Consider the following 21,925-nt stretch of genomic DNA (forward strand, 5'->3'; position numbering starts at 1 on the left):
CCCAGGTTCCCGGAGATCGCCCGCACACCGGCGAGCACCGAACTCTGGGTGAAGGTGAACACGAACACGCCCGTCACCAGGAACGGCACGTAGACGTCCTTCGGAATGCCCCGGTTGGCGCCCAGCAGCAGGCCGAAGATGAAGAAGTACACCGCCGCGTTCAGCAGCGGGGTCGCCACCTGCCACAGCTGGCCGAGCTTGGCCTGGCTGTACTGCGCGGTCAGCTTCGCCCGGGAGAAGGCGAGGATGAAGTGCCGCCGGTCCCAGAGCTGACGGACGTACTCCCTGAGGGACGGCCGGGCGCCGCTGACCGTGAGGCCGTGCCGGGCGGCGAGGGCCGCGAGGTCGACCTCGGCCGGGGTCGGGCGGGCCGGTGCGGGGGGTGGTGTGTGGAGGGCCTGACTCACATCCGGCGCTTTCGCTAGAGGGAGGGGGTGACGACGGGGATCCCCACGTCGGGACGGGGCCGTATCGTCGCAACGGGAGCGTAAGTCGAAAGAACGTCGGAACGCAACCGTTTCGTCGTGACGGTATCGGCCTATGCTGTCCGCATGACGACGAACTCCGACGAGCCCCAGCCGCGTCCGCGCCGCAGGGCCCCCGCCGGGGCCGCCGTACTGCGCCAGGACGTGACGGAGGCCATCCGGGCGGCCGTCTTCGAGGAGCTGGCGGCGGCCGGCTACGCGCGGATGTCGATCGAGGGGATCGCGCGCCGCGCGGGCGTCGGCAAGACCGCGGTGTACCGCCGCTGGCGCTCCAAACTGCACCTGGTCCTCGACCTGCTCTCCGCGATCGCCGTCCAGGGCCTGCCCGCGCCGGACACCGGCTCACTGGAGGGCGACCTGCGCCTGCTGTACGAGGTCACCTCCCGCGCCCTGCGCCACCCCGTCGCCTCGCAGATCCTCCCCGACCTCCAGGCCGAGGCCGCCCGCAACCCGGACATCGCCGAGGCCCTGCAGAAGGCGCTGCGCGAGGGCCAGGACTCCGTCGCCCGGGGCATCGTCGCGGCGGCGCAGGAACGCGGCGAACTCCGCCCCGGCACGGATCACGCCCTGGCCCTGGACCTGATCTCGGGCCCCCTGTACTGGCGCTCGGTGGTCATCCGCAGCCCGAAGCTGCCGAAGGGGTACCTGGAGGCACTGACGCGGGCGACGACGGAGGCGCTGAAGGCGCTGTGAGGAGGCGCTCCGCGCGCCCTGGGACCCTCTTCTTCCCGACCCGCCGTACGGCGTTGCCGGTGCCCGCCGTGAGAGTGACCGGCCGGGGTCACGCGGAGGTCGCCGGAGGCCGGTTGAGCGGGGTGGTGTCGGCCACCTGCCGGAGCTCGTCACGGCCGACGCCGCTCGCGGCCCGCACGGAGATCCCGTAGAAGAGGGATGTGACGTACCGGGCGAGCCGGTCCGGGTCGGTGCCGGGCGGCAGGTCGACCTCGGCGACGGCGCGCCGGAACCGGTCGGCGACGCAGGCTCCGTTGAAGTTGCGCCAGGCGATCAGCACGTCGTGGGCCCGGTGCCCGGGGTCGCCGGTGGCCAGGGCGCCCTGGACGCCCGGACAGCCCGTCGGGTAGCCGGGGCGGGTGGTGGCCCGGACCGTGCCGTTGAGGAGTGCGGCGGCCACGGCGCGGCGCCGGTCGGGGGAACTCTCCGCGACGAGTACGGGCATGTCTCCACCGTCCGAGGAGACGACCGCTCCACCACGGTGCGCAAGGAACTCACGCCGCACGCCAGGACACGCTCCGTGCGGGAACTGCCCGGCCGGGTACGCGAAGTCGCGGCGGCCAAGGCCTGAGGCGCGCCCCACCGCGCGGGGAGTGGTCACGGCCACGCGCATGCCTGGCGGCCGACCCGCTGGAACACGGCGGGTCGGCCGTCGGAACACCGGTCGGCCGTGGACGTCGACCCGTTGTGGGGGTCCCCTGCCCGGGAGGGTCGCCGTGCCCCACGGTGACCGCCCGGGTGACGGCTGAGGGGCGCCGTCACGGTGGCGGTGGCGGTGGCGGTGGTTGCTCGTGGGCGGCTGTCGCCGGTGCCGGCTGCGAGGATGCCGGCCATGACGCCGTTGCTTCTCACCGGCATCGAACGGGCCGTCCGCGGCAGTCGGGGCGCCGGCACGTGCACGCCCGAGTTCCGGGCGCACCGGACGCCGGACAGCCCCGCCCGGGACCGGTGCGGTGTCACCGCCATGGTCCTCGACGACCTGCTGGGTGGGGAGGTGCTCCGCGGCGAGGTCCTGGTGGACGGGGCGCGCACGGACCACCACTGGTGGAACCGACTGGGCACGGGCGTGGAAATGGACCTCACCCGCGAGTGGTTCGGCCCCGAGGAGATCGTCACGGGGGCATCGTCGTCCCCGCCCGCCGAGGCTCGTCCGGCTGAGCGAGGAGTACGGGCTCCTCCGGGCCAGGGTCGCGGAGGAGCCCGGAGGGCAGGCGGCGGAATCCCCGGCCGGTCACGGCCGGGACGTGTCATGCCGGTCTCGGACTCGACCGTGAAGCGGTGCCGGCACCGTCTTCCTGTCGCGCGGATGGGGAGCACCGGATGCACGGCCCGCTCGGCCGGATGCACGGGCAGCTCCCTGACAAGGAGGAGGCCGGCGTTTCCCCCTTCCGGGGGATGCCGCCGGACACGCTCGCACGAGAACTGCCGCGTCTGCGTCACCGACCTCTCCCCGCCGCCCACTTGACCGGTCCTGCTGTGGAACTCGGCCGAGAGGATCTCGCGGGGCACGCTCCCCTGCCGCGTGGCCGGGAGGGACATGCCTCTCTGGAAAATGGGAGCATTTCGACGTCGGGTGCTCACGTACTGCTCATGTGAGCGCGTCGGTGACATGTGCCTGCTGCGTGCTCACGCTTTTCAGCAGGGTGGGTGTCATGAGCCCCCAGGAATCGTGTCCCGCCGCGCGGTGCGGCCGATCACGTACTCGGGATGCACGGGCCGCCGCCGCCTCGACACGGTTCGAGGGCTGCCCATGGCGCCGACGGCAGGTCGGCCCTGCGCGAGCAGTGCTCACACCGAGAGACGAGACACCGTCCGGGACGATTCGACGGACGCCGAGTGGGCGCGGCCGTGCCCGTCCTTGCCGGCCGGTCATGGCCGCTGCGGCCGACGACGGATGGACGTTCCCCTCGTCGTGGTGGAACCGGCGCCCCTTTCGGGCACGGCGCAGAGCTCCGGGCCGAGCACTCTTGTGACGTCATGAAGACCCGCGCTGCGAGCGTCGCGTCGTCACGAGAGCGACACCGAGGACTCCGCCTGTGCCGGCACCGAGGGCCAGGCCGATCGCCATGTTCTCGAAGACGACCAGCCCCAGCGCGATCCCGAAGGCGATGCCCATCAGCATGCCTGTGGCAAAGCCCGTGCTGACGGACACCGTCCCGACGTCCTCATCGTTCGTCATACGATCACTGTGTCGAACCGGATTCCGGATGTCGAGGCCCCGTACGGCCGACTCCCGCGGCAGGATCAGGACCTCGAAGAGCAGGCTCAGCGGTACAGCCGTCGGGTCAGGGCGGCCAGGTCCGATATGTGCAGGACCCGGTCGGCGAAGCCCGGCAGGGGGACGTGCAGGGAGCCCGTCCAGTGTGCGGGTACGGCGTCGATGCCGTGGACCGCTCCTGCCAGGCCGCCGGTCACCGCCGCCACCGTGTCCGTGTCACCGCCCAGGTCGATCGCCGCGCGTACGGCCTCCTCGTAACCGGTCGTCGTCCGCAGGGCCCAGACGGCGGAGCCCAGGCAGGGCCAGACGGCGCCGTTGAACTCCGTGGCCAGGTCCGGGTGCCAGTCGGGGGCGAGGACGGTCGCGTAGCGGTCGCGGTGGTCGGGGTGCACCGCGCGGAGGACGTCGGGTACAGCGGCCACGGGGTCGTCACCGGTCAGGGCGACGCGGACCAGCTCGTGGAAGACGGCCGTGCCCTCCCAGGCCGCCCGGTCGCCGTGGGTGAGGGCGGCCAGTCGGCGGGCGGCGTCCATGGTGGCGTCCCGGCCGAGGTGCGCGAAGTGCACGGCGGAGGGGGAGGCCCGCATCAACGCCCCGTTTCCGGCCGCACGTCGGTTGGTCTGGAAGTGCAGCGCGGCGGCCAGGTCCCAGGGGTCGCCGCTGGTGAGTACGGCCTCCGTCTGCAGGCCGATGTCCTTCGGCTCGGCGGCGGCCCACTGCTGGAAGCGGCGGAAGACGTCGGGGAGGTCGAGGCCGCCGCACTCCAGCAGGGACTCGGCGACCAGCACCGCCATCTGCGTGTCGTCCGTCGCCTCGCCCGGGTCCCAGCCGCCGCCCCCGCACATCTCGCCGCCGGCCCCCGGTGACGGGAAGCGGGCCGAGAAGGCGCCCTCCGGGCCGAACTCGAAGGGGGCGCCCAGGGCGTCGCCCACGGCGGAGCCGATGACGGCGCCCAGGGCGCGTTCGGTGCGGGTGGGCATCAGGCGCGGGCCGCCGACGGGTGCAGGCGGAGCCAGCCCGCCCAGGCCGAGCCGATCATGTCGTCGATGTCGTGACGGGCCTTCCAGCCCAGTTCCGTGGCCGCGCGGTCGGCGGAGGCGACGACGCGGGCCGGGTCGCCGGGGCGGCGGGGGGTGACCACGGGCGGGCGGTCGTGGCCGGTGAGGGCGTTGACGCGGTCGATCACTTCCCGGACGGAGACGCCCTCACCGCGGCCGATGTTGAGGGTGAGGTCCCGGCCGGGGGCGGAGCGCAGCGCGCGGGCCGCCGCCACATGGGCCTCGGCCAGGTCGACGACGTGGATGTAGTCGCGGACACAGGTGCCGTCGGGGGTCGGGTAGTCGTCGCCGAACACGCGCGGGGGCATGTCCTCCGTCAGCTTCTCGAAGATCATGGGGATGAGGTTGAAGACGCCCGTGTCGGCGAGGTCCGGGCGGGCGGCGCCGGCGACGTTGAAGTAGCGCAGGCAGGCGGTGGAGAGCCCGGCCGCCGCACCGGTCGCGCGGACCAGCCACTCGCCGGCCAGCTTCGTCTCGCCGTACGGCGACATGGGCACGCAGGGGGTCTCCTCCGTCACGAGGTCCACGTCCGGCATGCCGTACACCGCCGCCGAGGAGGAGAAGACGAAGGAGCGGACGCCGGCCGACGTGACCGCGTCCAGCAGGACGCGCAGGCCCTCCACGTTCTCCCGGTAGTAGTGCAGGGGGAGCGACACCGACTCGGCCACCTGCTTCTTCGCCGCCAGGTGGACGACCCCGGTGACCTCGTGGTCCGCGAGGGCGCGCGCCACCCGCTCGCCGTCCAGGGTGGAACCGACCACCAGGGGCACGCCGTCCGGCACCCGGTCGGCGAGGCCGGTGGACAGGTCGTCGTACACCACCGCCCGTTCGCCCGCCCCGGTCATCGCCCGTACGACGTGCGCCCCGATATAGCCGGCGCCGCCGGTGATCAACCAGGTCATGGATGGTCGCCCCTCGTCGTTGGCCCGTGTTCGTGCAAGGAAAAGGTCGGCTCTCAGTGAAGCAGGCGCCAGAGCTTCCCGCGCAGCACCGGGACGGCTCCGCGTACGCCGGCCGCCACGCGCAGGGCCAGCGCGCCCGAGTGCGTGGCGTACGGCCGCACCAGCACCACACCGTGCCAGAGGCTCGGCATCACACAACGGCGCAGCAGACCCGGCCCGGCGAGCGCGTGCGCGGTGACCCGGCGGCTCGAACCGTCCCGGAAGCGCACCCGCAGCCGCAGGTCCCAGGCGCCCGTGCCGAGCGTGGCCAGCCGGTCCGGCCGTACGGTCGTCACCGCGACCCAGGTGCCGTCGGCGGCCGTCCGCAGCGGCACCGTACGGCGGACACGGGCGCCCTCCCGGTCCCGGTGGCGCCACTCCGTCTCCACCGACCAGGGCCCCGCCTGCCCCACCCGGCCGTACAGCTCGTGCAGGCGCACCCGCAGCCGCGGGCCGTGCGCGTGGAGGCGCAGTTCCGCGTCCACGGCGAGCGGGAGGAGGGGGGCGGGACGGGTCAGCAGGTGCTCCAGGGTGATCCCGGGCAGGGCGGCCGACCAGCAGGGCGTGCCGTCCGCCGCGCGGGTGTACGGCGGGCACAGCCGGGCCGGCCGGGCCGCCAGCTCCCGCAGCCGGGGCAGGTCGCACGGCTCGGGGGAGGCCAGCACGACCCGCCCGATCAGCCGGCCCGGGGCGACGGGGTCGCGGGCCCAGTCGGCGGCGTCGTACTCCGCGAGGAACGCCCGCGTGTGCGCCCACCACCCCCGCCGGTACTCCTCGTCGTGCAGCGGCAGCTCGCGGACGTACATGCGCAGGTCGTGGTCGAGGAACTTGGCCCGCGCCCGGCGCGCCAGCCGTTTCTGCCCGGCGGCCAGCAGGGTCTCGTGGGCGGTGCGGCACGCGTGCGTGCGGGCCCGCCAGTTGTCGGCGCCCGCGCGGTCCAGCGAGATCGACAGCCGCCGCGCGGACCGGCGGACGTGCCAGACGTACACCCGGTCCGGGACCAGCGCGACGCGCGGGGCGGCGGCCCACACCCGCGCGGTGAACACGACGTCCTCGTAGGGGAACCGGCCGTCGGGGAAGCGGATGCCGTGCGCGCGCAGGAAGGCCGTGCCGTAGAGCTTGTTGACGCACAGTGTGTCGTGGACCAGGCGCGGACGCAGCGCCGGGCGGGCGAGCACGGCGGGCGCGGCGTACAGGGCCGGTTCCCAGGGCACCTCGCGCCCCGACGGCAGCTCACGGCGCACACACAGGCCACCCGCGACCTGCGCGTCCGCCCCGGTCGCGGCCGTGAGCAGCACGTCCACCGCGCCGGACGGCAGCACGTCGTCGCTGTCCAGGAACATCACGTACGGCGAGGTCACCGCGGCGAGCCCGGTGTTGCGGGGGGTGCCGCAGCCGCCGCTGTTGACGGGAAGCCGGATCACCCGCAGCCGCGGTTCGCCCTCGGCGAGCCGGTCCAGCAGACCGGCACTGCCGTCCGTCGAGCAGTCGTCGACGGCGATGACCTCGCGCACGGCGGAACCCTGCGCGAGGGCCGAGCGCACGGCGTCGGTCACATGGGCGGCGTCGTCGTAGCCGATGACGACGACGGAGGCCTGGGGCTGGTGGGGCTGCATGGCGTCCTCGGGCACGTCACGGGGCTGCTCCTGTCCTCCATTAGAGGACGCTCGGCGCCCGCGGCGCACGTCGGCCGCCGTCACGCGCCGTCCGCCACCGCCGTGTCCAGCGCCGCCGTGAGCCGGTGGAGGCGGGTGCTCAGATCGCGGATCTCGTCGATCCCGAAGCCGGTCGCGGCCATGATCCGGCGCGGCACCTCCAGGGCCCGCTGCCGCAGCGCGGTGCCCTCCTCGGTGGGCCGGACCTCCACCGACCGTTCGTCGCGCGCGCTGCGCTCCCGGCGCACCAGGCCGGCCGTCTCCAGCCGCTTGAGCAGCGGGGACAGGGTGCCCGAGTCCAGTCGCAGATGCTCGCCGAGCTTCTTCACGGGCAGCGTGCCGTGCTCCCACAGCACCAGCATGACCAGGTACTGCGGATAGGTGAGCCCGAGGTCCTTGAGAACCACCCGGTAGACGCCGTTGAAGGCGCGGGAGGCGGCGTTCAGGTTGAAGCAGATCTGCTGGTCGAGGCGGAGCCAGTCGTCCGCGGCGCCCGGCAGCGGGGCCGTCGCGGGTGGTGGGCTCGGAGTGGCTGTCATGTCTCCAGGGTAGCCCTTGCGAGCCATTTGATTGCGCGCAATTAAATTGCGTGCTCTACTTGTGGTCGTACGGCGGCCGGACCCACCCCGGGCCCGGCCGAGCCACGACCGAAGAGGGAAGGTCCCCCATGGACGCGCTCTACACCGCTGTCGCCACCGCCACCCACGGCCGCGAGGGCCGCGCCGTCACCTCCGACGGCAAGCTGGACCTCGGCCTGAGCGCCCCCGTGGAGCTCGGCGGCAACGGCGAGGGCACCAACCCCGAGCAGCTGTTCGCCGCCGGTTACGCGGCCTGCTTCGGCAGCGCCCTCGGCGTGGTCGGCCGGGCGGCGAAGGTCGACGTCAGCGACGCCGCGGTGACCGCCGAGGTCGTCCTCGGCAAGCAGGGCGAGGGCTTCGCGCTCGCGGTGACGCTGCGCGTCGAGCTGCCCGAGGGCATCGAGGAGGAGACCGGCCGCAAGCTGGTCGAGCAGGCCCACCAGGTCTGCCCCTACTCCAACGCCACCCGCGGCAACATCCCGGTCGACCTCGTCATCGAGTAACCCCCGGCGGGCTCACCCCCCGACCCGCGCCAGCACCTCCCCCGTCCGCCGGCTCCATGCCACCACCACCGCCTCCTCGGGCACCCGCTGCCGGGGCGTCAGCAGCAGCCAGCGCGCGTGGTACCGGCGGACGACCGCGGCCCGCTCGGCGCGGGTCGAACCGGGGTCGAGGTACGCGCGCACATCGGCCACCCGCCGCAGCCGCTCCGCCTCGTCCAGCGAGGCGTCCGGCCAGGCCGGCGCGGCGAGGTTCGGCCCGTATCCGGCGATCGCGTGGACGGCGTGGTAGCCGTCGGCGATCACGACCTCGCCCGGCCCGATGTACCGCGCGGCCCACGCGTACGACGGCCAGTCCGGCGGCCGTTCGAAGCCCGCCGGCACCACCGCCCCGGCGTGCACGGTCAGGAACGCGGCGCACGCCCCCGCCGCCGTGGCACCGCCCAGCAGCCGCCGCCACACCGGCCACGGCCGCGGCGCCGCCAGCTCCACCGCCAGCGCGAACTGGGGCGGCACCAGCGTGAGCCCGAGGATCCTGCCGTAGGTGTAGTGGCCGCTGACCCAGCCGTACGCCACCACCAGACAGTCCAGTACGCACATCAGCACCAGCGGATCACGCCACGAGGCGCGCCGCGCCCGCAGCCACAGCACCGGCAGCCCGAGCAGCGCCAGCCCGAACTGCCCGCCGAGGTCCAGGTACAGCCGCCGGTGCATCGCGTCCACGCTGTCGTCCCCGGCCAGCGCGAACACGTCGAAGTACGGCCAGCTCGCGGCCGTCAGCAGCGCCACCGCCCCCGTCAGCGCCCACCGCCCGGCAACCGCCGGACCCCACCGCCGCTGCCACCCGGCGACCAGCGCCACCGCGCCCAGCGCCGCCGCGACCGCGGTGATCGGGTGCACGAGCAGGACCAGCCCGTACAGCGCGCCCAGCGCCGCGTACCCGGACACCGGGCGCAGCCCGCCCGGCCCCACGTACCGCACGGCCCCCGCGTCCCGGGCCCGGGCCCCCGTCAGCGCCCACGCCCAGAAGGCGAGCCCGATCGCGAACGCCGACGGGTAGGCCAGATTGCCCGTCATCGACATCAGGTTCAGATAGCCGCTCCACCAGGCCCGCTCCACCCCCCACAGCAGCGTCATCGCGCCGAGCGCCAGCACCGGCGCCCAGGGGCGCGGGGTCAGTACGCGCACGAAACGGCCGATCCCGGTGAGCAGCACCAGCAGGTTCAGCGGCCCGGTGAGCTTGACCACCTCCCAGCCGCCCAGCCCCGTCAGCCGGGCGAACGCGCCCTGCGCCAGCGCGAACGGCGAGTAGTAGGGGCTGCCCGCGCCCGGCAGGTCCGCCATCGGATGCCGGGGGCGCAGCAGATCGTCCTTGAGGCGCTCGACGACCGCCGCGTGCTGCCCGGCGTCGCAGCACAGCGGGACCCTCCAGTACGCCAGCGACATCACGAGCCAGAACAGGAAGCCGAACAGCTGGTACGGGGTGGGGCGCCAGGCCCCGCCGCCGCGCAGCGCCGTGGCACCGCGCACGGCCGGCCGGACGAGGACCGAGGAGCTCATCGGGGGGTGGGGAAAGGGAGCGTCGTGGGCATTTGCCCAATGTTCCCGGCACGCTCCACGGCATGACCCCGCGTCACCTCATCGGGTGAAGCGGGTGGTCAGCGTGCCAGTCCCACCGGTGCCCCCTGCGCCGGCACCACCGCCCGCCGCACCACCGGCTCCAGCAGCAGCGGCACGCCCAGCACCGGCAGCAGCCAGGCCAGCGTGATCAGCCGGTCGCCCCAGATGTTGATGTCCGGATGCCCGGCCTGGTTGAGGAACCCCGTGCAGGCGACGGCGACCAGGAAGGCACCGAACGCCGGCCGCCGCAGCGCCCCCAGGGCACCGGCCGCCAGGAACGCGACGAACACCGGCTCCCACGACTGCCGCCGCAGCCACTCCGTCCAGAAGTTCCCCTGCAGCTGGAAGAACTCCGCCCACGGCCGCTCCCGGTCCGGGCGGGCGAAGTGACCGGTGAGCAGGTCCTGCACGCTCTCCGACACCGACGGATACCCCAGCAGCCGGGCCAGCAGCACCGTGCCCAGCGCCCCCCCCCCCCCGGCCCCCGCGAGCGCCACCACCCCGCGCCCCGGCGGCCGCCCCCGCAACCGGCGCCGTACGGCGATCGCCGCGCCCGCGCCCGCCAGGCACAGCCCGAGGAACAGCGCCTGCGAGTGCTTGACGGTGAACAGCACGAGCAGCGCGGCGCCCACCAGCGGCGGACCCGCCAGCGTCCGCCGCCCCCGAAGCACCAGCGCACAGCCCCACAGCGCCGCCAGGGTGAGCGCCAGCAGCAGCCCCTCGGTCATCGGGCGCATCGCGGTCGTCCCGCACGGCAGGACCATGAACAGCGCCTGCCCGGTGAGCGCGAGCGGCACGGACACCGCCAGGGTGCGCAGCACCAGGAAGGCGAGCACCCCGCCCGCACAGGTCACCACCACACCCGCCGCCCACACGCCCCAGGTCACCCCGAACAGGGCGACGAACGGCGTCAGGAACACCGGATAGCCGGGCCGCACCTCGAAGATCCGCATGAACCGCTCCGGCATGAACGGCACGGTGCGCCCGCCGGTCTGCCCGGCCGCCAGCCGCGCCCGGACCTGCCGCCACTCCCGCTCCCGGCACTCCCGCGTCACCTCCGGCGCGGGGTCGGGGGCGTGGAAGCGGACCACGTCCACGTTCTGCTCGCGGTGCGCGATCGACGCCCGGCCCGCGCAGAACCAGTCGATGGTGGCGGTCGCCGCCTCCCGCTTGTCCGCACCGGTCAGACTCAGGGCGTACGACAGGTAGTTCTTGCTGTCGGGGGTGTCCCGGCCGGTGACGTTGGCGAGTTGCAGCAGCGCGAAGACGGCGGCCAGCAGCAGGACCCGGGTGCGCGGCCTCACGACGGGGTCAGCAGATCGCGGCCGGTGGCCTGGGACGGCACCCGGGCCGGTCCGGCCGGCCGCTCGGGCATCCGCTCGACCGGCATCAGCGTCCGCACCACCCGCTCGGCGGCCCGTCCGTCGTCGAACTCGCAGAACCGCTTACGGAACGCCGACCGCAGCCGCGCCGCCTCCTCGTCCCGCCAGGTCCCGGAGTCGAACAGCCACGCCAGCTCCCAGGGGGAGCGCGCCACATGGCCCGGCGCCTCGTCGGTGATGTCCAGGTAGGTGCCCCGGCTCGCCCGGTAGGCGTCCCAGTCGTCGGCGTACACGACGATCGGGCGGTCCAGAAGGGCGTAGTCGAACATGACCGACGAGTAGTCGGTGACCAGTACGTCGGCGGCGAGCAGCACGTCCTGCACCTCCGGCTCGTCCGTGGCGTCGACGAGCACGCCCCGCCGGTGCAGCTCGGACAGGCCGAGGCCGCGCGCCGGCCCGGTGGCCAGCGAGGGGTGCAGGCGGACGACGAGAGTGCGGCCCTCGCCAAGCTCTGCGGCGAACCGGGCGAGGTCGAGCCGCTCCACAAGACCGCCCCTGCGGTAGTCGCGGCGGGTCGGCGCGTACAGCACCACCGTGTCGCCGTCCGGGACGCCGAGCCGTTCGCGCACCGCACGCCCCCGGTCCGCCGGCGCCGCGACCAGGACGTCGTTGCGCGGGCTGCCGCTGCGCAGGGAGGTGAAGTGGCAGGGGAAGGCCCGCTCCCAGACCAGTTCGGAGTGCCGGTTGGCGACCAGGCTGTAGTCCCAGCGGTCGGCCCGGCGCAGCATCTGCGGGACGTCGAAGCCGAGCCGGGCGCCGGGCCGGTCCAGCAGATCGGCGCCCAGGTACTTCAGCGGGGTGCCCCGGTGGGTGTGGATGTGCACGCTTCCCGGGCGCTTGACCAGTGATCCGGGCCAGTTGACGTTGTTGACGAAATACGTGGCCCGCTCGGTCACCCGGCGGTATCCGGGCGAGTCGAGCAGCACGTACTCGGTGTCCGGCTCAAGACCGGCCGCCTGCTCCTCGTCGGCCAGCACCCATACGCCCCGGAGGTGCGGGGCGAGTTCGCGTGCCGCGCGGTGGATCGCCGCCGGGTCGCCGAGCACGCCCCGGTGCGAGAACGCCGAGTACACGGCGAGGTCCGGGTCGAGCGGACGCGGGAACGCGGACCGGGCACGGGTGTACCGCGCCGCCGTCGCCGTACCCGCCTGCCGGGCCCGCCGCCCCAGCTCCCGCCCGGCCTTTCCTGCCCGCTGCCGCAGGACGTACCCGGCGTAGCTCCCCTCCAGCACCCGCAGTTCCGCCGGGACCGTCGCGCCCTTTGGCCGGTTCGCCCGGAACATCTCGGCCGTACGGCGGAAGAACTCGCCCTTGTCGGACGGCGGCAGACGGTCCGGCTTGGAGAGGATGTCGAGACAGTGCTCGCCCATCTTGGCGTGCAGGAAGGGCCGCCAGTGCGCCAGCGCCGGGCGGGCGTCGACGAACCGGAACACCCGCGCGTACTGCTCGTGGACGTCGAAGTGCCTGCGGCTGGTGGTGGACAGGATGCTGCCCCGGCGGCGCTGCCGGTAGTACACGCAGATCCGGTCCAGGGTGGCGATGCGCTCCGCGCTGAGCAGCACCGGGAACGTCCAGGGCGTGTCCTCGTAGTAGCCGGGCGGGAAGGCGAAGCCCTCCCGTGCGACGAAGTCGCGGCGGTAGACCTTGTTCCACACCACCATCAGCAGATCGAGGATCTCGGGCCGCTCGGCGGCCGTGAACACGTCCTCGGTGGCCAGCACCCGGGCCAGGACGTTGCGGCGGGTGCCGCCCCACCAGTGGGTGCGGGCGTAGTCGAAGACCAGGACGTCCGGGTCGCCGGTCTCGTCGAGGCGGTCGGCCGTCGCGCGCAGCGCGCCCGGGGTGAGGGTGTCGTCGCCGTCGAGGAAGAACAGGTAGTCGCCCGTCGCGTGCTCCATCCCCGCGTTGCGGGCCCGGCCGAGGCCCACGTTCCGCGGCAGGTGCACCACCCGGACCCGCTCGTCGCGGGCCGCGTACGCGTCGAGGACCGCGCCGCAGCCGTCGGGGGAGCGGTCGTCGACGGCGATCACCTCGATGTCGCGGTACGACTGCCCGAGCACCGAGTCGAGGCAGGCGTGCAGGTACCCCTGCACCTTGTGGACGGGGACGACGACGCTGAACCGGGGCACGTCAGCTCCTCACCAGAGTGGCCGCGGGGGCGGGGACGCGCTCCGCGAGCGGGATCACGGGCGGCAGGGCCTCGGGCGGCTCGCCGAGCAGCACCCGGCGCACGACCCGTTCGGCGGCCCGCCCGTCGTCGAACGCGCAGAACCGCTCCCGGAACCGGGCCCGCAGCGCGGCCGACTCCGCGCCCGCGTACGTGCCGTCGCGGAACACGCGGGCCAGCTCGTCGGGGGTGCGGACCACCGGTCCCGGCGGCGCGTCCATCAGGTCGAAGCAGACGCCCCGGACCTCCCGGTAGACGTCCCAGTCGTCGGCGTACACCACGATCGGGCGGTCCAGGTTGGCGTAGTCGAACATGATCGACGAGTAGTCGGTGACCAGCGCGTCGGCGGCCAGGCACACGTCCTCCGCCGAGTGGTGCGCGGTTACGTCGATGACCCGGCTGACCCGGCCACCGCTCCCGCGCCCGCCCCGGTCGTAGAAGTAGTGGGCACGCAGCAGGACGACGACGTCCTCGCCGACCGCCTCGCAGAACGCCTCCAGGTCGAGGCCGGGCTCGAAGCCGGTGCGGTGGTCGCGGTGGGTGGGCGCGTACAGCACGGCCCTCGCGCCTTCCGGGACGCCCAGCTCCGCGCGGACGCGGGCCACGTCGTCCGCGCCGGCCGTGCAGTACACGTCGTTGCGCGGATAGCCGTACTCCAGGTGCTCGTAGGAGCCGGGGAAGGCGCGCTCCCACACGCGGGTGGAGTGGGGGTTGGCGGAGAGGTTGTAGTCCCAGCGGTCCACCCGGCCGAGGAGCTTGGTGAAGCTGCCGGTGGCGGCCGCGACCACCGGGTACGTCGACTGGTCGACGCCCATGGTCTTCAGCGGGGTGCCGTGCTGCGTCTGGAGGTGGACGCTGCCGGGGCGTTTGACGACGCCCTCCGCGAAGTTGGCGTTGTTGACCAGGTACGCGGCGCGGGCCAGCACCTCCCAGGAGCGGTGGCTGCCGATGACCGCGTACTCGACGCCGTCCGGCACGGTGTGCGCCCGGTCCGCCTCCACCAGGAACACCGAGCGGATGTGCGGGGCGAGTTCGCGGGCTTTCGCGTGGATCGCGGCCGGGTTGCAGGTGTAGCCGCGGCCCCAGTACGCGCAGTACACGGCGAGGTGCGGATCGAGCGGGCGGCGCAGGTGCATCCGGTACAACAGCCGGGTGCGCAGACCCCTGGGGCGCGGCACCGCGGTCACGGCCCGCGCCATCGCGCGGCGGACGCCGCGCAGGGCGGCGAACGCCCCGTAGGAGCCGGACGCCAGCAGCCGGTGCTGCACCCCGAGGCTGCCGCGCGGGGGCCGGTACCCGGCGGGGCGGTGACGGCGGTACAGGGTGCTCGCCCGCTGGAAGAAGGCACGGTGGCCCGACGGGAGCCGCCGGGGACGGGCGGCCGTCTTCAGCACGGCGGTGAACAACTGCTCGAACAACGGCGCCGACCGCTCGGCGGACAGGCCCCGTTCGGCGGCCCGGACGAGCACCAGCTCGACCTGGTCCAGCAGTTCGGCGTGGTGCTCCCCGGGCAGGTTCAGCCGGCTGCCCTGCCGCCGCACCAGGTGCCGTACGACGACCGAACGCAGCACCGCCACCCGCTCGGCGCCCAGCATCGCCAGTCCGCCCCAGCCGATGTCCGTGAAGTGGCCCGCGGGGAAGGCCAGATCCCGCTCGGCGACGAAGGCACGGCGCCAGGCCGCGCTCCACGCCGGGAGGCCCACGCCGGTGAGGTGCGGGGCGCGGTCGGGGGAGAACGCGCCGTCGGGGGCCCTCGCCAGCAGGGGCGCGGCCGGGTTGCTGGGCTCGCCCTCCCACCAGGGCGTCCGCTCGTGTTCAAAGGGCAGCACGTCCACCGGACCGGTCCGGGCCAGGCGCGCGTCCAGCGCCGCCAGCGCACCCGGCACGAGGACGTCGTCGCCGTCGAGGAACAGCAGGTACGTCCCCGTGGCCGCCCGCGTTCCCGCGTTGCGGGCGCCCGCGAGTCCGGACGACGGCGGCGCGTGCACCGGCGCCACCCGTGAGTCCCGCTCGGCGTGCCGGGCGGCCACGTCGGCCGCGGGGGAACCGGGTGCCTCGCAGACCGGGATCAGCTCGAAGTCACCGAAGGACTGGGCGAGGACCGAGTCCAGCGCCCGGCCCAGCCGGCCGGCGACCCCGTGGGACGGGACGATGATGCTGAAGCGGGGCATTCTGCTCTTTCCGTAGAGGATGTCGTGGCGCCCTCAGCGGGTGGGGCGCCGACCGGGCCGCCCCGCCGGCCGCCGGGCGGGCGGCCGGGCCGGGGTGGGCCGCGACGGGCCGGGGGGCATGGGAACTCCCTGTGTCCACGAGGGGAAACGGCGGTCAGTCGCGGTCGGTGACGGCCAGGGCACCGGCGGGCTGTTGCGGCGGTACCGTCGTGAGCGACGACGGGCCGGACACGGCACCGGCCGGCGGTACCGGGCGGCGCGCGTCCGGCGGCACCACCGGCGGCAGGTCCGTCTCGCCGAGCACCACCCGGCGCACGACCCGCTCGGCGGCACGGCCGTCGTCGTACGGGCAGAAGCGCGCGCGGAAGTCCGCCCGCAGCCGGCTGGCGCGGGCGCCGCACCAGCGACCGGTCGCGAAGACGTCGATCAGCTCGTCCTCGCCGCCCGCGACCGCGCCCGGCGGGAACGCCCGCGGATCGAAGTAGGCGCCGCGGGCCGCCTCGTACGCCTCCCAGTCGTCGATGTGCAGCACCACCGGCCGGTCCAGGCCCGCGTAGTCGAACATCAGCGGCGAGTAGTCCGTGACCAGGGCGTCCGAGGCCAGGCACAGCGAGGTGACGTCCGGGTGGCCGGTGACGTCCAGGACCCGGTCGGAGGCGGCCTCGCGCGGCCCGCCGTACGGGTGGTGGGCGGCGAGGGCCAGGACGACGAACCGCGGGCCGAGACGGCGTACCACGCGCTCCAGGTCGAGCAGCCGGCGCTGGGTGCGCCGGTAGTCGCGGTGGGCCGGCGCGTACAGGATCGCCACCGACCCCTCGGGGATGCCGAGCGACTCCCGCAGCCGGGCCACGTCCGCCCCGGTCGCCGTGTGGAACCGGTCGGTGCGCGGCCTGCCGTACTCCAGGGTGGTGTAGCGGCCGGGGCAGACCCGCTCCCAGGTCAGGGTCGAGTGGCGGTTGGCGGAGACGACGTAGTCCCACTGGTCGACCCCCTCCAGGAGCCGCGCGAAGTCGGTGTCCCGGGCCGCCGCGGGACGCTCCAGCAGATCCAGGCCCACATGCCCGAGGGGGGTGCCGCGCCGCGTCTGCACCAGGACCTGCCCCTTGCGCTTGACCAGCCCCGGCACGACGTCGGCGTCGGTCACCAGATACGCGGACCGGGCGAGCGCGCTGAAGTGGGCGGCCGTGCCGGGGACGAGCCGGCGGGCGGCCGGCGGAAGGATGTGGTGGTGCTCGGGACGGGCCACCCAGGCGGTGCGGACGTGCGGGGCCAGCTCGCGCAGCGCGGACTCCAGCGCGCCCGGGTCACCGCCGCGGCCCCCGTGAGCGGCGAAGACGGCCCGGTCGGCACGGAGCGGGAGCAGTCGCTGGAACCGGTAGTGCAGGCGCAGGGCCGCGCGGCGCAGGGCGCGTGGCGGCCACCCCGCGATCCGGGCCCACCTGCGGCGCAGCGCCGCCGCCAGCCGCAGCACCCGGTAGGTGCGGTGCAGTCCGAAACGGACCATCGTGTGGTGGACGCGGGCGCGCGCGGACCCGGACGCGCCGGGCGTCCGATGGCGCCGGCAATGGACACGCGCCCGGCGCAGGAAGGCGGCGCGCGCCCCGCGTGGCAGCCGGTCCCGCCGCCCGTACACCGTCACCAGGTGGTCGAGCATGCGGCGGAACAGCACCGGCCGCCAGCGCTCCAGCCCGGGCCGCTCGTCGAGGAACGCGAAGACCCGGTCGTACTGGTCGAAGACGTCGAAGTGCCGTTCGCTGGTGGTGCGCAGGATGCCGCCGGTCCGGCGCTGCCGGTAGTGCACGCACACCCGGTCCAGGGTGGCGATGGACTCCGCCGTCATCAGGACCGGGTACGTCCACGGGGTGTCCTCGTAGTAGCCGGGCGGGAAGACGAAGCCCGCGCGCTCGACGAACTCCCGCCGGTACGCCTTGTTCCACGCCACCATCAGCAGATTCAGCAGGCCCGGCCGGTCCGTGAGGCGGAACGGCGCGGGTCCGTGCTCGGTGAGTTCGGCGGCGACCCGGTTGCGCACGGCCTCGCCCGACCAGTGGGTGCGCGCGTAGTCGTAGACCAGGACGTCCGGTTCGCCCGTCTCCTTCAGCCGGTCGGCGAGGGCGAGCAGCGCGTCGGGCGTGAGGGTGTCGTCGCCGTCCAGGAACACCAGGTAGTCGCCCCTCGCCCGCTCCATCCCGGCGTTGCGGGCCGGGCCGAGGCCGGCGTTGGCCGGCAGGTGCACGGCCCGTACGCGCGGGTCGCGGGCCGCGAACTCGTCGATCACCGCACCGCAGGCGTCCGGCGAGCAGTCGTCGACGGCGATCAGTTCGAGATCGGGATACGACTGGGACAGCACCGACTCCAGGCACTCGTGCAGATACGCCTGGACCTGGTACGCGGGGACAATGACACTGAACCTGGGCAAGGGGCATCCAACGGTCGGTGCGGGCGTTCGGCCCGGCAACGGGCGCCGGCCCGGCTTGGTTACGCCACATGCGGCATCCGGGGGACGCCTGTCACACGAAGGGGCGGACCCGCGGTGGCCCGCCCCCTCAACGCGACATGCACGTCGGCTACTTCACCGCGCCCGCCATCACACCGGAGACGAACTGCCGCTGGAACGCGAAGAACACGACCAGCGGGACCACCATCGAGATGAACGCGCCGGGCGCCAGGACGTCGACGTTGTTGCCGAACTGCCGTACCTGCGTCTGCAGGGCGACCGTGATCGGCTGGCTCCCGGAGTCGGTGAAGATCAGCGCGACCAGCATGTCGTTCCACACCCACAGGAACTGGAAGATGCCGAGCGCGGCGATGGCCGGCCCGGCGAGCGGCATCACGACCCGCACGAACAGCCGCAGTTCGCCCGCGCCGTCCAGCCGGGCCGCCTCCAGCAGCTCCCTCGGGATCTCCGCGAAGAAGTTCCGCAGCAGGAACACCGCGAACGGCAGACCGAAACCGACGTGGAAGAGGACCACACCGGTCACGGAGCCGAAGATGCCCAGGTTGCCGAAGAGTTCGGCGATCGGGATCAGCGCCACCTGCACCGGCACCACCAGCAGCCCCACCACGGCCAGGAACCACCAGTCCCGGCCGGGGAACTCCATCCAGGCGAAGGCGTACCCGGCGAGGGAGCCGATCACCACCACCAGCACGGTCGCCGGGACGGTGATGTACACCGTGTTCAGCAGCGAGCCGGTGATGTCGTCGTTCTCCAGCAGTGTCTCGTAGGCGCCGAAGGTGAGCTGCGAGGGTTCGGTGAACACCTTCCACCAGCCGTCGGCGGCCATGTCCTGCGGGGTGCGCAGGCTGGCCAGCAGCAGCCCGACCGTCGGGACCAGCCAGAACAGCCCCACGACGATCAGGAACACGCGCACCAGGCCACCGCTCACCCACTGGCTGAGCCTGGAGCCGAGCGGCTGTTCGGCCTTGACGGGGGAGACCGGCGCCGCACCGGCCTTGGTGACGCTCATCGCCTGACCTCCCGCCGAAGCCGCCTGACGTTGAACCACATCACCGGGATGACGAGCAGCAGCAGGAACACCGCGATCGCGCTGGCGATGCCCGGCTGGTCCGACGCGAAGCCCTTGCGGTACAGCTCCAGCGCGAGGACGTTGGCGTCGTCCTGGGACGAGCCCGGGGCGATGATGAAGACCAGGTCGAACACCTTCAGCACATTGATCATCAGGGTGACGGTGACGACCGCGAGGACCGGCGCCAGCAGGGGCACCGTGACCCTGCGGAACACCTGCCACTCGTTCGCGCCGTCCACCCGCGCGGCCTCCAGCAGTTCCCGGGGCATGCCCGCGAGCCCGGCCGCGATCAGCACCATCGCGAAGCCCGCCCACATCCAGATGTACGAGCCGATGATCGCGGGCGTGACCAGCGACGGGCCGAGCCAGTCAAGACCGTTGTACGGCTCCTCGAAGTTGCCCGGCGGGAGCCGGAGCCGAGCCCCGTCCGCCTTCGACGAGAAGGAGAACGTGCCGTCGTCGCCCGCCGTGGCCGTCTCCACCACCTTGCCGTCCTTGACGGCCTCGATCCTCATCCCCGGATAGCCCAGCTCCGAGGCGTCCACGGTGTTCAGCGTGCCGACGCCCCTGCCGCGGGTGAAGTCCTGCCAGGTGGTGCCGGTGATCCGGTCGTCCTCCGGCTTCGGCGCCGCGGCCGGCTTCGCGTCGTCCGGCATCAGGTCCGGGGCGACACCGACCAGCGGCAGCGCGACCGTGTCACCCGCGCTCACCTCCGAGGCGGTCGTGAAGCTGCCGTCGTTGTTCCGCACGAGCGGCGATTCACGGCCCGGGTGCGCCTTCGGGAACGCCGACGACTGGGCGAAGGTGTCGTGCACCCCCACCCACACCGCGTTCGCCACGCCCTTGTCCGGGTCCTGGTCGTACACCAGGCGGAAGATGATGCCGGCCGCCAGCATCGAGATCGCCATCGGCATGAAGACGACCAGCTTGAACGCCGTTCCCCAGCGCACCCGTTCGGTCAGCACCGCGAAGACCAGACCGAGCGCGGTCGCGATCGTCGGCGCGAACACCACCCAGATGATGTTGTTCTTCAGGGCGGTGCGGATGCCGCCGTCGGTGAACAGGGCCCGGTAGTTGTCGAGTCCGGCGAAGCCGTCGCCGGACTGGTCGTAGAAGCTCCGGGCGACGGAGTACCCGATCGGGTAGACCACGAGCGCACCGAGCAGGACCAGCGCGGGCAGCAGGAACAGCGCCGCCACGGTTGCGCGGGTGCCGGTGACGCTCTTGCGCGACTTGGGAGCGGCGGGGGCCGTCTTGGGTGCCCCCGCCGCCGTGTCCGACGCCATCGCCGGTTCAGTTCCCGTACGCCGCGGCCGCGTCGGCCTCCAGCTTCGCCTGCGTACCGGCGATGTCCTTCGGGTTCTTCAGGAAGTCCTGCAGCGCCTTCCACTCGCCCTTGCCGGGCGTACCGCCGAACGCCTGCGGGGCCTGGTCGGACATGTCGAAGCGGAAGTCGTCACCGGACGCGATCAGCGCCTCGGCGATCTTCTTCTGCACCGCGTTCGGGTACGTCGACGGATCGATGCTCTTGTTCGGGGAGAGGAAGCCGCCCAGCTTCGCGTGGATCGCCGCCGCGTCGGGGGAGGCCAGGAAGGTGACCAGCGCCTGCGCCGCCTTCGAGTCCTCCAGGATCACGGCCGCGTCACCGCCGGAGACCACCGGCGCGGTGTCGCCGACGGCCGGGAACGGGAACACCTTCGCGTCCGTGCCGATCTTCGCCTTGGTCTCGCCGATGTTGACCTGCGCGAAGTCGCCCTCGTAGACCATGCCGGCCTTGGGCTGGTCGCCGCCGGTGAAGGTCTGCGTCACGGAGGTCGGGAAATCGGTCCCCAGCGCACCGGACGCGACGTAGTCCTTCTTGCCCCAGATCCCGGCGAGCGTGGTCAGCGCCTCCCCGACGGACGGATCCGTCCACTTGATCTCGTGCCGGGCGAGCTGGTCGTACTTCTCCGGACCGGCCTGCGAGAGGTAGACGTTCTCGAACCAGTCGGTCAGCGTCCAGCCTTCGGCGCCGCCGACCGAGAACGGGGTGACACCGGAGTCGTAGACCATCTGCGCGGTCGTGAGCAGTTCGTCCCACGTCTTGGGCTCGGCGGCCCCCGCGTTCTCGAAGACCTGGGCGTTGTACCAGATCAGCGACTTGTTGGCGGCCTTGTAGTAGACGCCGTACTGCTTGCCGTCGACCTTGCCGATGTCCTGCCAGCCCTGCGAGTAGTTCTCGCCGAGCTCCTTGGCCGCCTCGGTGCCGAGCGGCTTGGCCCAGCCCTTGTCGACGGCCTGCTTGATGGCGCCCGGCTGCGGCAGCATCGCCACGTCCGGCGGGGCGCCGCCCGCGACCTTCGAGCCGAGGAAGTTGACGATCGGGTCCTGGGCGGGGACGAAGGTCACCTTGGCGCCGGTGCGCTTCTCGAACTCCGCGAGGACCTTCTTGAAGTTGGCCTGTTCGGCGCCGGTCCACACGGCGGCGACCTCGAGGCTCGCGCCGTCCAGCTTCGGAAGGGTGACGGTGGTTCCGGTCCCGCCGGTCCCGCCGTCCTTGTCCTCGTCGCCGCCGCTGTCGTCGTCGCCACCACCGCACGCGGTGAGCGAGACCGCGAGCACCCCCGCGGCGAGCGCGGCGGCACCACGTATCCGGATGATCCTGCTCGTCCTGCGCATCACTGCCCCGTTCTTCGTACTCCGTCGTACTCCGTCGAACGTCGAGCGCTGTCCCGTGCGCTCTGGTCTACGCCCGGGGGGTAGGGGTGGCAAGACCGCATCCCGTGTCAAGACGGCTATCGTGACCGCGTCGTGACCACGCGTCACCGCGCAACCGCAGGCGTCGCCATCCGCGGGCAGTCGTGCCGCTGGGGCGGCACGGGTGGGCGCGACGGCACCCCGCAAGCGCCGGG

17 protein-coding genes and 1 pseudogene are annotated in these 21,925 nt (G+C 73.4%); 3 read left to right on the plus strand and 15 right to left on the minus strand.

Annotation, left to right across the window (positions count from 1 at the left end):
* A partial coding sequence (locus tag ACFXAE_RS13885; RefSeq protein WP_384712968.1) for an ABC transporter permease occupies positions 1 to 407 on the minus strand: 407 nt, incomplete at its 3' end.
* A 144-nt stretch (positions 408 to 551) separates the two neighbouring features.
* On the opposite strand from ACFXAE_RS13885, the gene ACFXAE_RS13890 reads away from it, so the two are divergent.
* Positions 552 to 1,178 (plus strand): TetR/AcrR family transcriptional regulator, encoded by a 627-nt coding sequence (locus ACFXAE_RS13890; RefSeq protein ID WP_384712971.1) that lies wholly within the window; start codon positions 552 to 554, stop codon positions 1,176 to 1,178.
* Between the two features lie 88 nt (positions 1,179 to 1,266).
* Here ACFXAE_RS13890 and ACFXAE_RS13895 read toward each other — a convergent pair whose 3' ends face one another.
* Positions 1,267 to 1,662: a TetR family transcriptional regulator C-terminal domain-containing protein gene (locus ACFXAE_RS13895; protein ID WP_384712974.1), complete on the minus strand. Its 396-nt coding sequence runs from the start codon at positions 1,660 to 1,662 to the stop codon at positions 1,267 to 1,269.
* A gap of 387 nt (positions 1,663 to 2,049) precedes the next feature.
* Between ACFXAE_RS13895 and ACFXAE_RS13900 the strand changes: the two are divergent.
* A pseudogene (locus ACFXAE_RS13900) lies at positions 2,050 to 2,491 on the plus strand (hypothetical protein).
* Positions 2,492 to 3,192: 701 nt separating this feature from the next.
* On the opposite strand, the gene ACFXAE_RS13905 reads toward ACFXAE_RS13900, so the two are convergent.
* From ACFXAE_RS13905 to ACFXAE_RS13925, 5 genes are all read right to left on the minus strand, one after another.
* Positions 3,193 to 3,396 (minus strand): hypothetical protein, encoded by a 204-nt coding sequence (locus ACFXAE_RS13905; RefSeq protein ID WP_384712977.1) that lies wholly within the window; start codon positions 3,394 to 3,396, stop codon positions 3,193 to 3,195.
* Positions 3,397 to 3,482: 86 nt separating this feature from the next.
* Positions 3,483 to 4,415: an ADP-ribosylglycohydrolase family protein gene (locus ACFXAE_RS13910; RefSeq protein ID WP_384712980.1), complete on the minus strand. Its 933-nt coding sequence runs from the start codon at positions 4,413 to 4,415 to the stop codon at positions 3,483 to 3,485.
* Positions 4,415 to 5,395 carry a UDP-glucose 4-epimerase GalE gene (galE, locus tag ACFXAE_RS13915; protein WP_384712983.1) on the minus strand — a complete coding sequence of 327 codons (981 nt, stop codon included), beginning with the start codon at positions 5,393 to 5,395 and terminating at the stop codon, positions 4,415 to 4,417. The genes ACFXAE_RS13910 and galE overlap by 1 nt, the downstream gene beginning before the upstream one ends.
* Before the next feature lie 53 nt (positions 5,396 to 5,448).
* Entirely contained in the window at positions 5,449 to 7,050 is a 1,602-nt protein-coding gene (locus tag ACFXAE_RS13920; RefSeq protein WP_384713262.1) for a glycosyltransferase family 2 protein, read from the minus strand.
* Between the two features lie 80 nt (positions 7,051 to 7,130).
* Positions 7,131 to 7,628, minus strand: coding sequence for a MarR family winged helix-turn-helix transcriptional regulator (locus ACFXAE_RS13925; protein ID WP_384712986.1), 498 nt, complete (start codon positions 7,626 to 7,628; stop codon positions 7,131 to 7,133).
* 128 nt (positions 7,629 to 7,756) lie between these two features.
* Between ACFXAE_RS13925 and ACFXAE_RS13930 the strand changes: the two genes are divergently transcribed.
* On the plus strand, positions 7,757 to 8,170 hold the full coding sequence (locus ACFXAE_RS13930; RefSeq protein WP_384712989.1) for an organic hydroperoxide resistance protein: 414 nt from the start codon (positions 7,757 to 7,759) through the stop codon (positions 8,168 to 8,170).
* A 12-nt stretch (positions 8,171 to 8,182) separates the two neighbouring features.
* On the opposite strand, the gene ACFXAE_RS13935 is transcribed toward ACFXAE_RS13930, so the two are convergent.
* The 8 genes from ACFXAE_RS13935 to ACFXAE_RS13970 form a co-directional block, all read right to left on the minus strand.
* Complete coding sequence (locus ACFXAE_RS13935) at positions 8,183 to 9,727, minus strand: hypothetical protein (RefSeq protein ID WP_384712992.1); 1,545 nt, start codon at positions 9,725 to 9,727, stop codon at positions 8,183 to 8,185.
* Positions 9,728 to 9,825: 98 nt separating this feature from the next.
* A complete protein-coding gene (locus ACFXAE_RS13940; protein WP_384712995.1) occupies positions 9,826 to 11,091 on the minus strand; it encodes a hypothetical protein in 1,266 nt (421 codons plus the stop codon).
* Positions 11,088 to 13,298 (minus strand): CDP-glycerol glycerophosphotransferase family protein, encoded by a 2,211-nt coding sequence (locus ACFXAE_RS13945; RefSeq protein ID WP_384712998.1) that lies wholly within the window; start codon positions 13,296 to 13,298, stop codon positions 11,088 to 11,090. Before ACFXAE_RS13945 ends, ACFXAE_RS13940 begins: the two co-directional genes overlap by 4 nt.
* Before the next feature lies 1 nt (position 13,299).
* Entirely contained in the window at positions 13,300 to 15,507 is a 2,208-nt protein-coding gene (locus ACFXAE_RS13950; RefSeq protein WP_384713001.1) for a CDP-glycerol glycerophosphotransferase family protein, read from the minus strand.
* A gap of 154 nt (positions 15,508 to 15,661) precedes the next feature.
* Positions 15,662 to 17,926, minus strand: a complete 2,265-nt coding sequence (locus ACFXAE_RS13955) for a CDP-glycerol glycerophosphotransferase family protein (RefSeq protein WP_384713004.1) — start codon at positions 17,924 to 17,926, stop codon at positions 15,662 to 15,664.
* A 148-nt stretch (positions 17,927 to 18,074) separates the two neighbouring features.
* Complete coding sequence (locus tag ACFXAE_RS13960) at positions 18,075 to 18,974, minus strand: carbohydrate ABC transporter permease (protein ID WP_384713007.1); 900 nt, start codon at positions 18,972 to 18,974, stop codon at positions 18,075 to 18,077.
* Positions 18,971 to 20,320, minus strand: a complete 1,350-nt coding sequence (locus ACFXAE_RS13965) for a carbohydrate ABC transporter permease (protein ID WP_384713010.1) — start codon at positions 20,318 to 20,320, stop codon at positions 18,971 to 18,973. The genes ACFXAE_RS13960 and ACFXAE_RS13965 overlap by 4 nt, the downstream gene beginning before the upstream one ends.
* 7 nt (positions 20,321 to 20,327) lie before the next feature.
* A complete protein-coding gene (locus ACFXAE_RS13970) occupies positions 20,328 to 21,692 on the minus strand; it encodes an ABC transporter substrate-binding protein (protein WP_384713013.1) in 1,365 nt (454 codons plus the stop codon).
* Between the last annotated feature and the right edge of the window lie 233 nt (positions 21,693 to 21,925).

Source organism: Streptomyces sp. NPDC059454, from assembly GCF_042749965.1.
GTDB lineage: Bacteria > Actinomycetota > Actinomycetes > Streptomycetales > Streptomycetaceae > Streptomyces.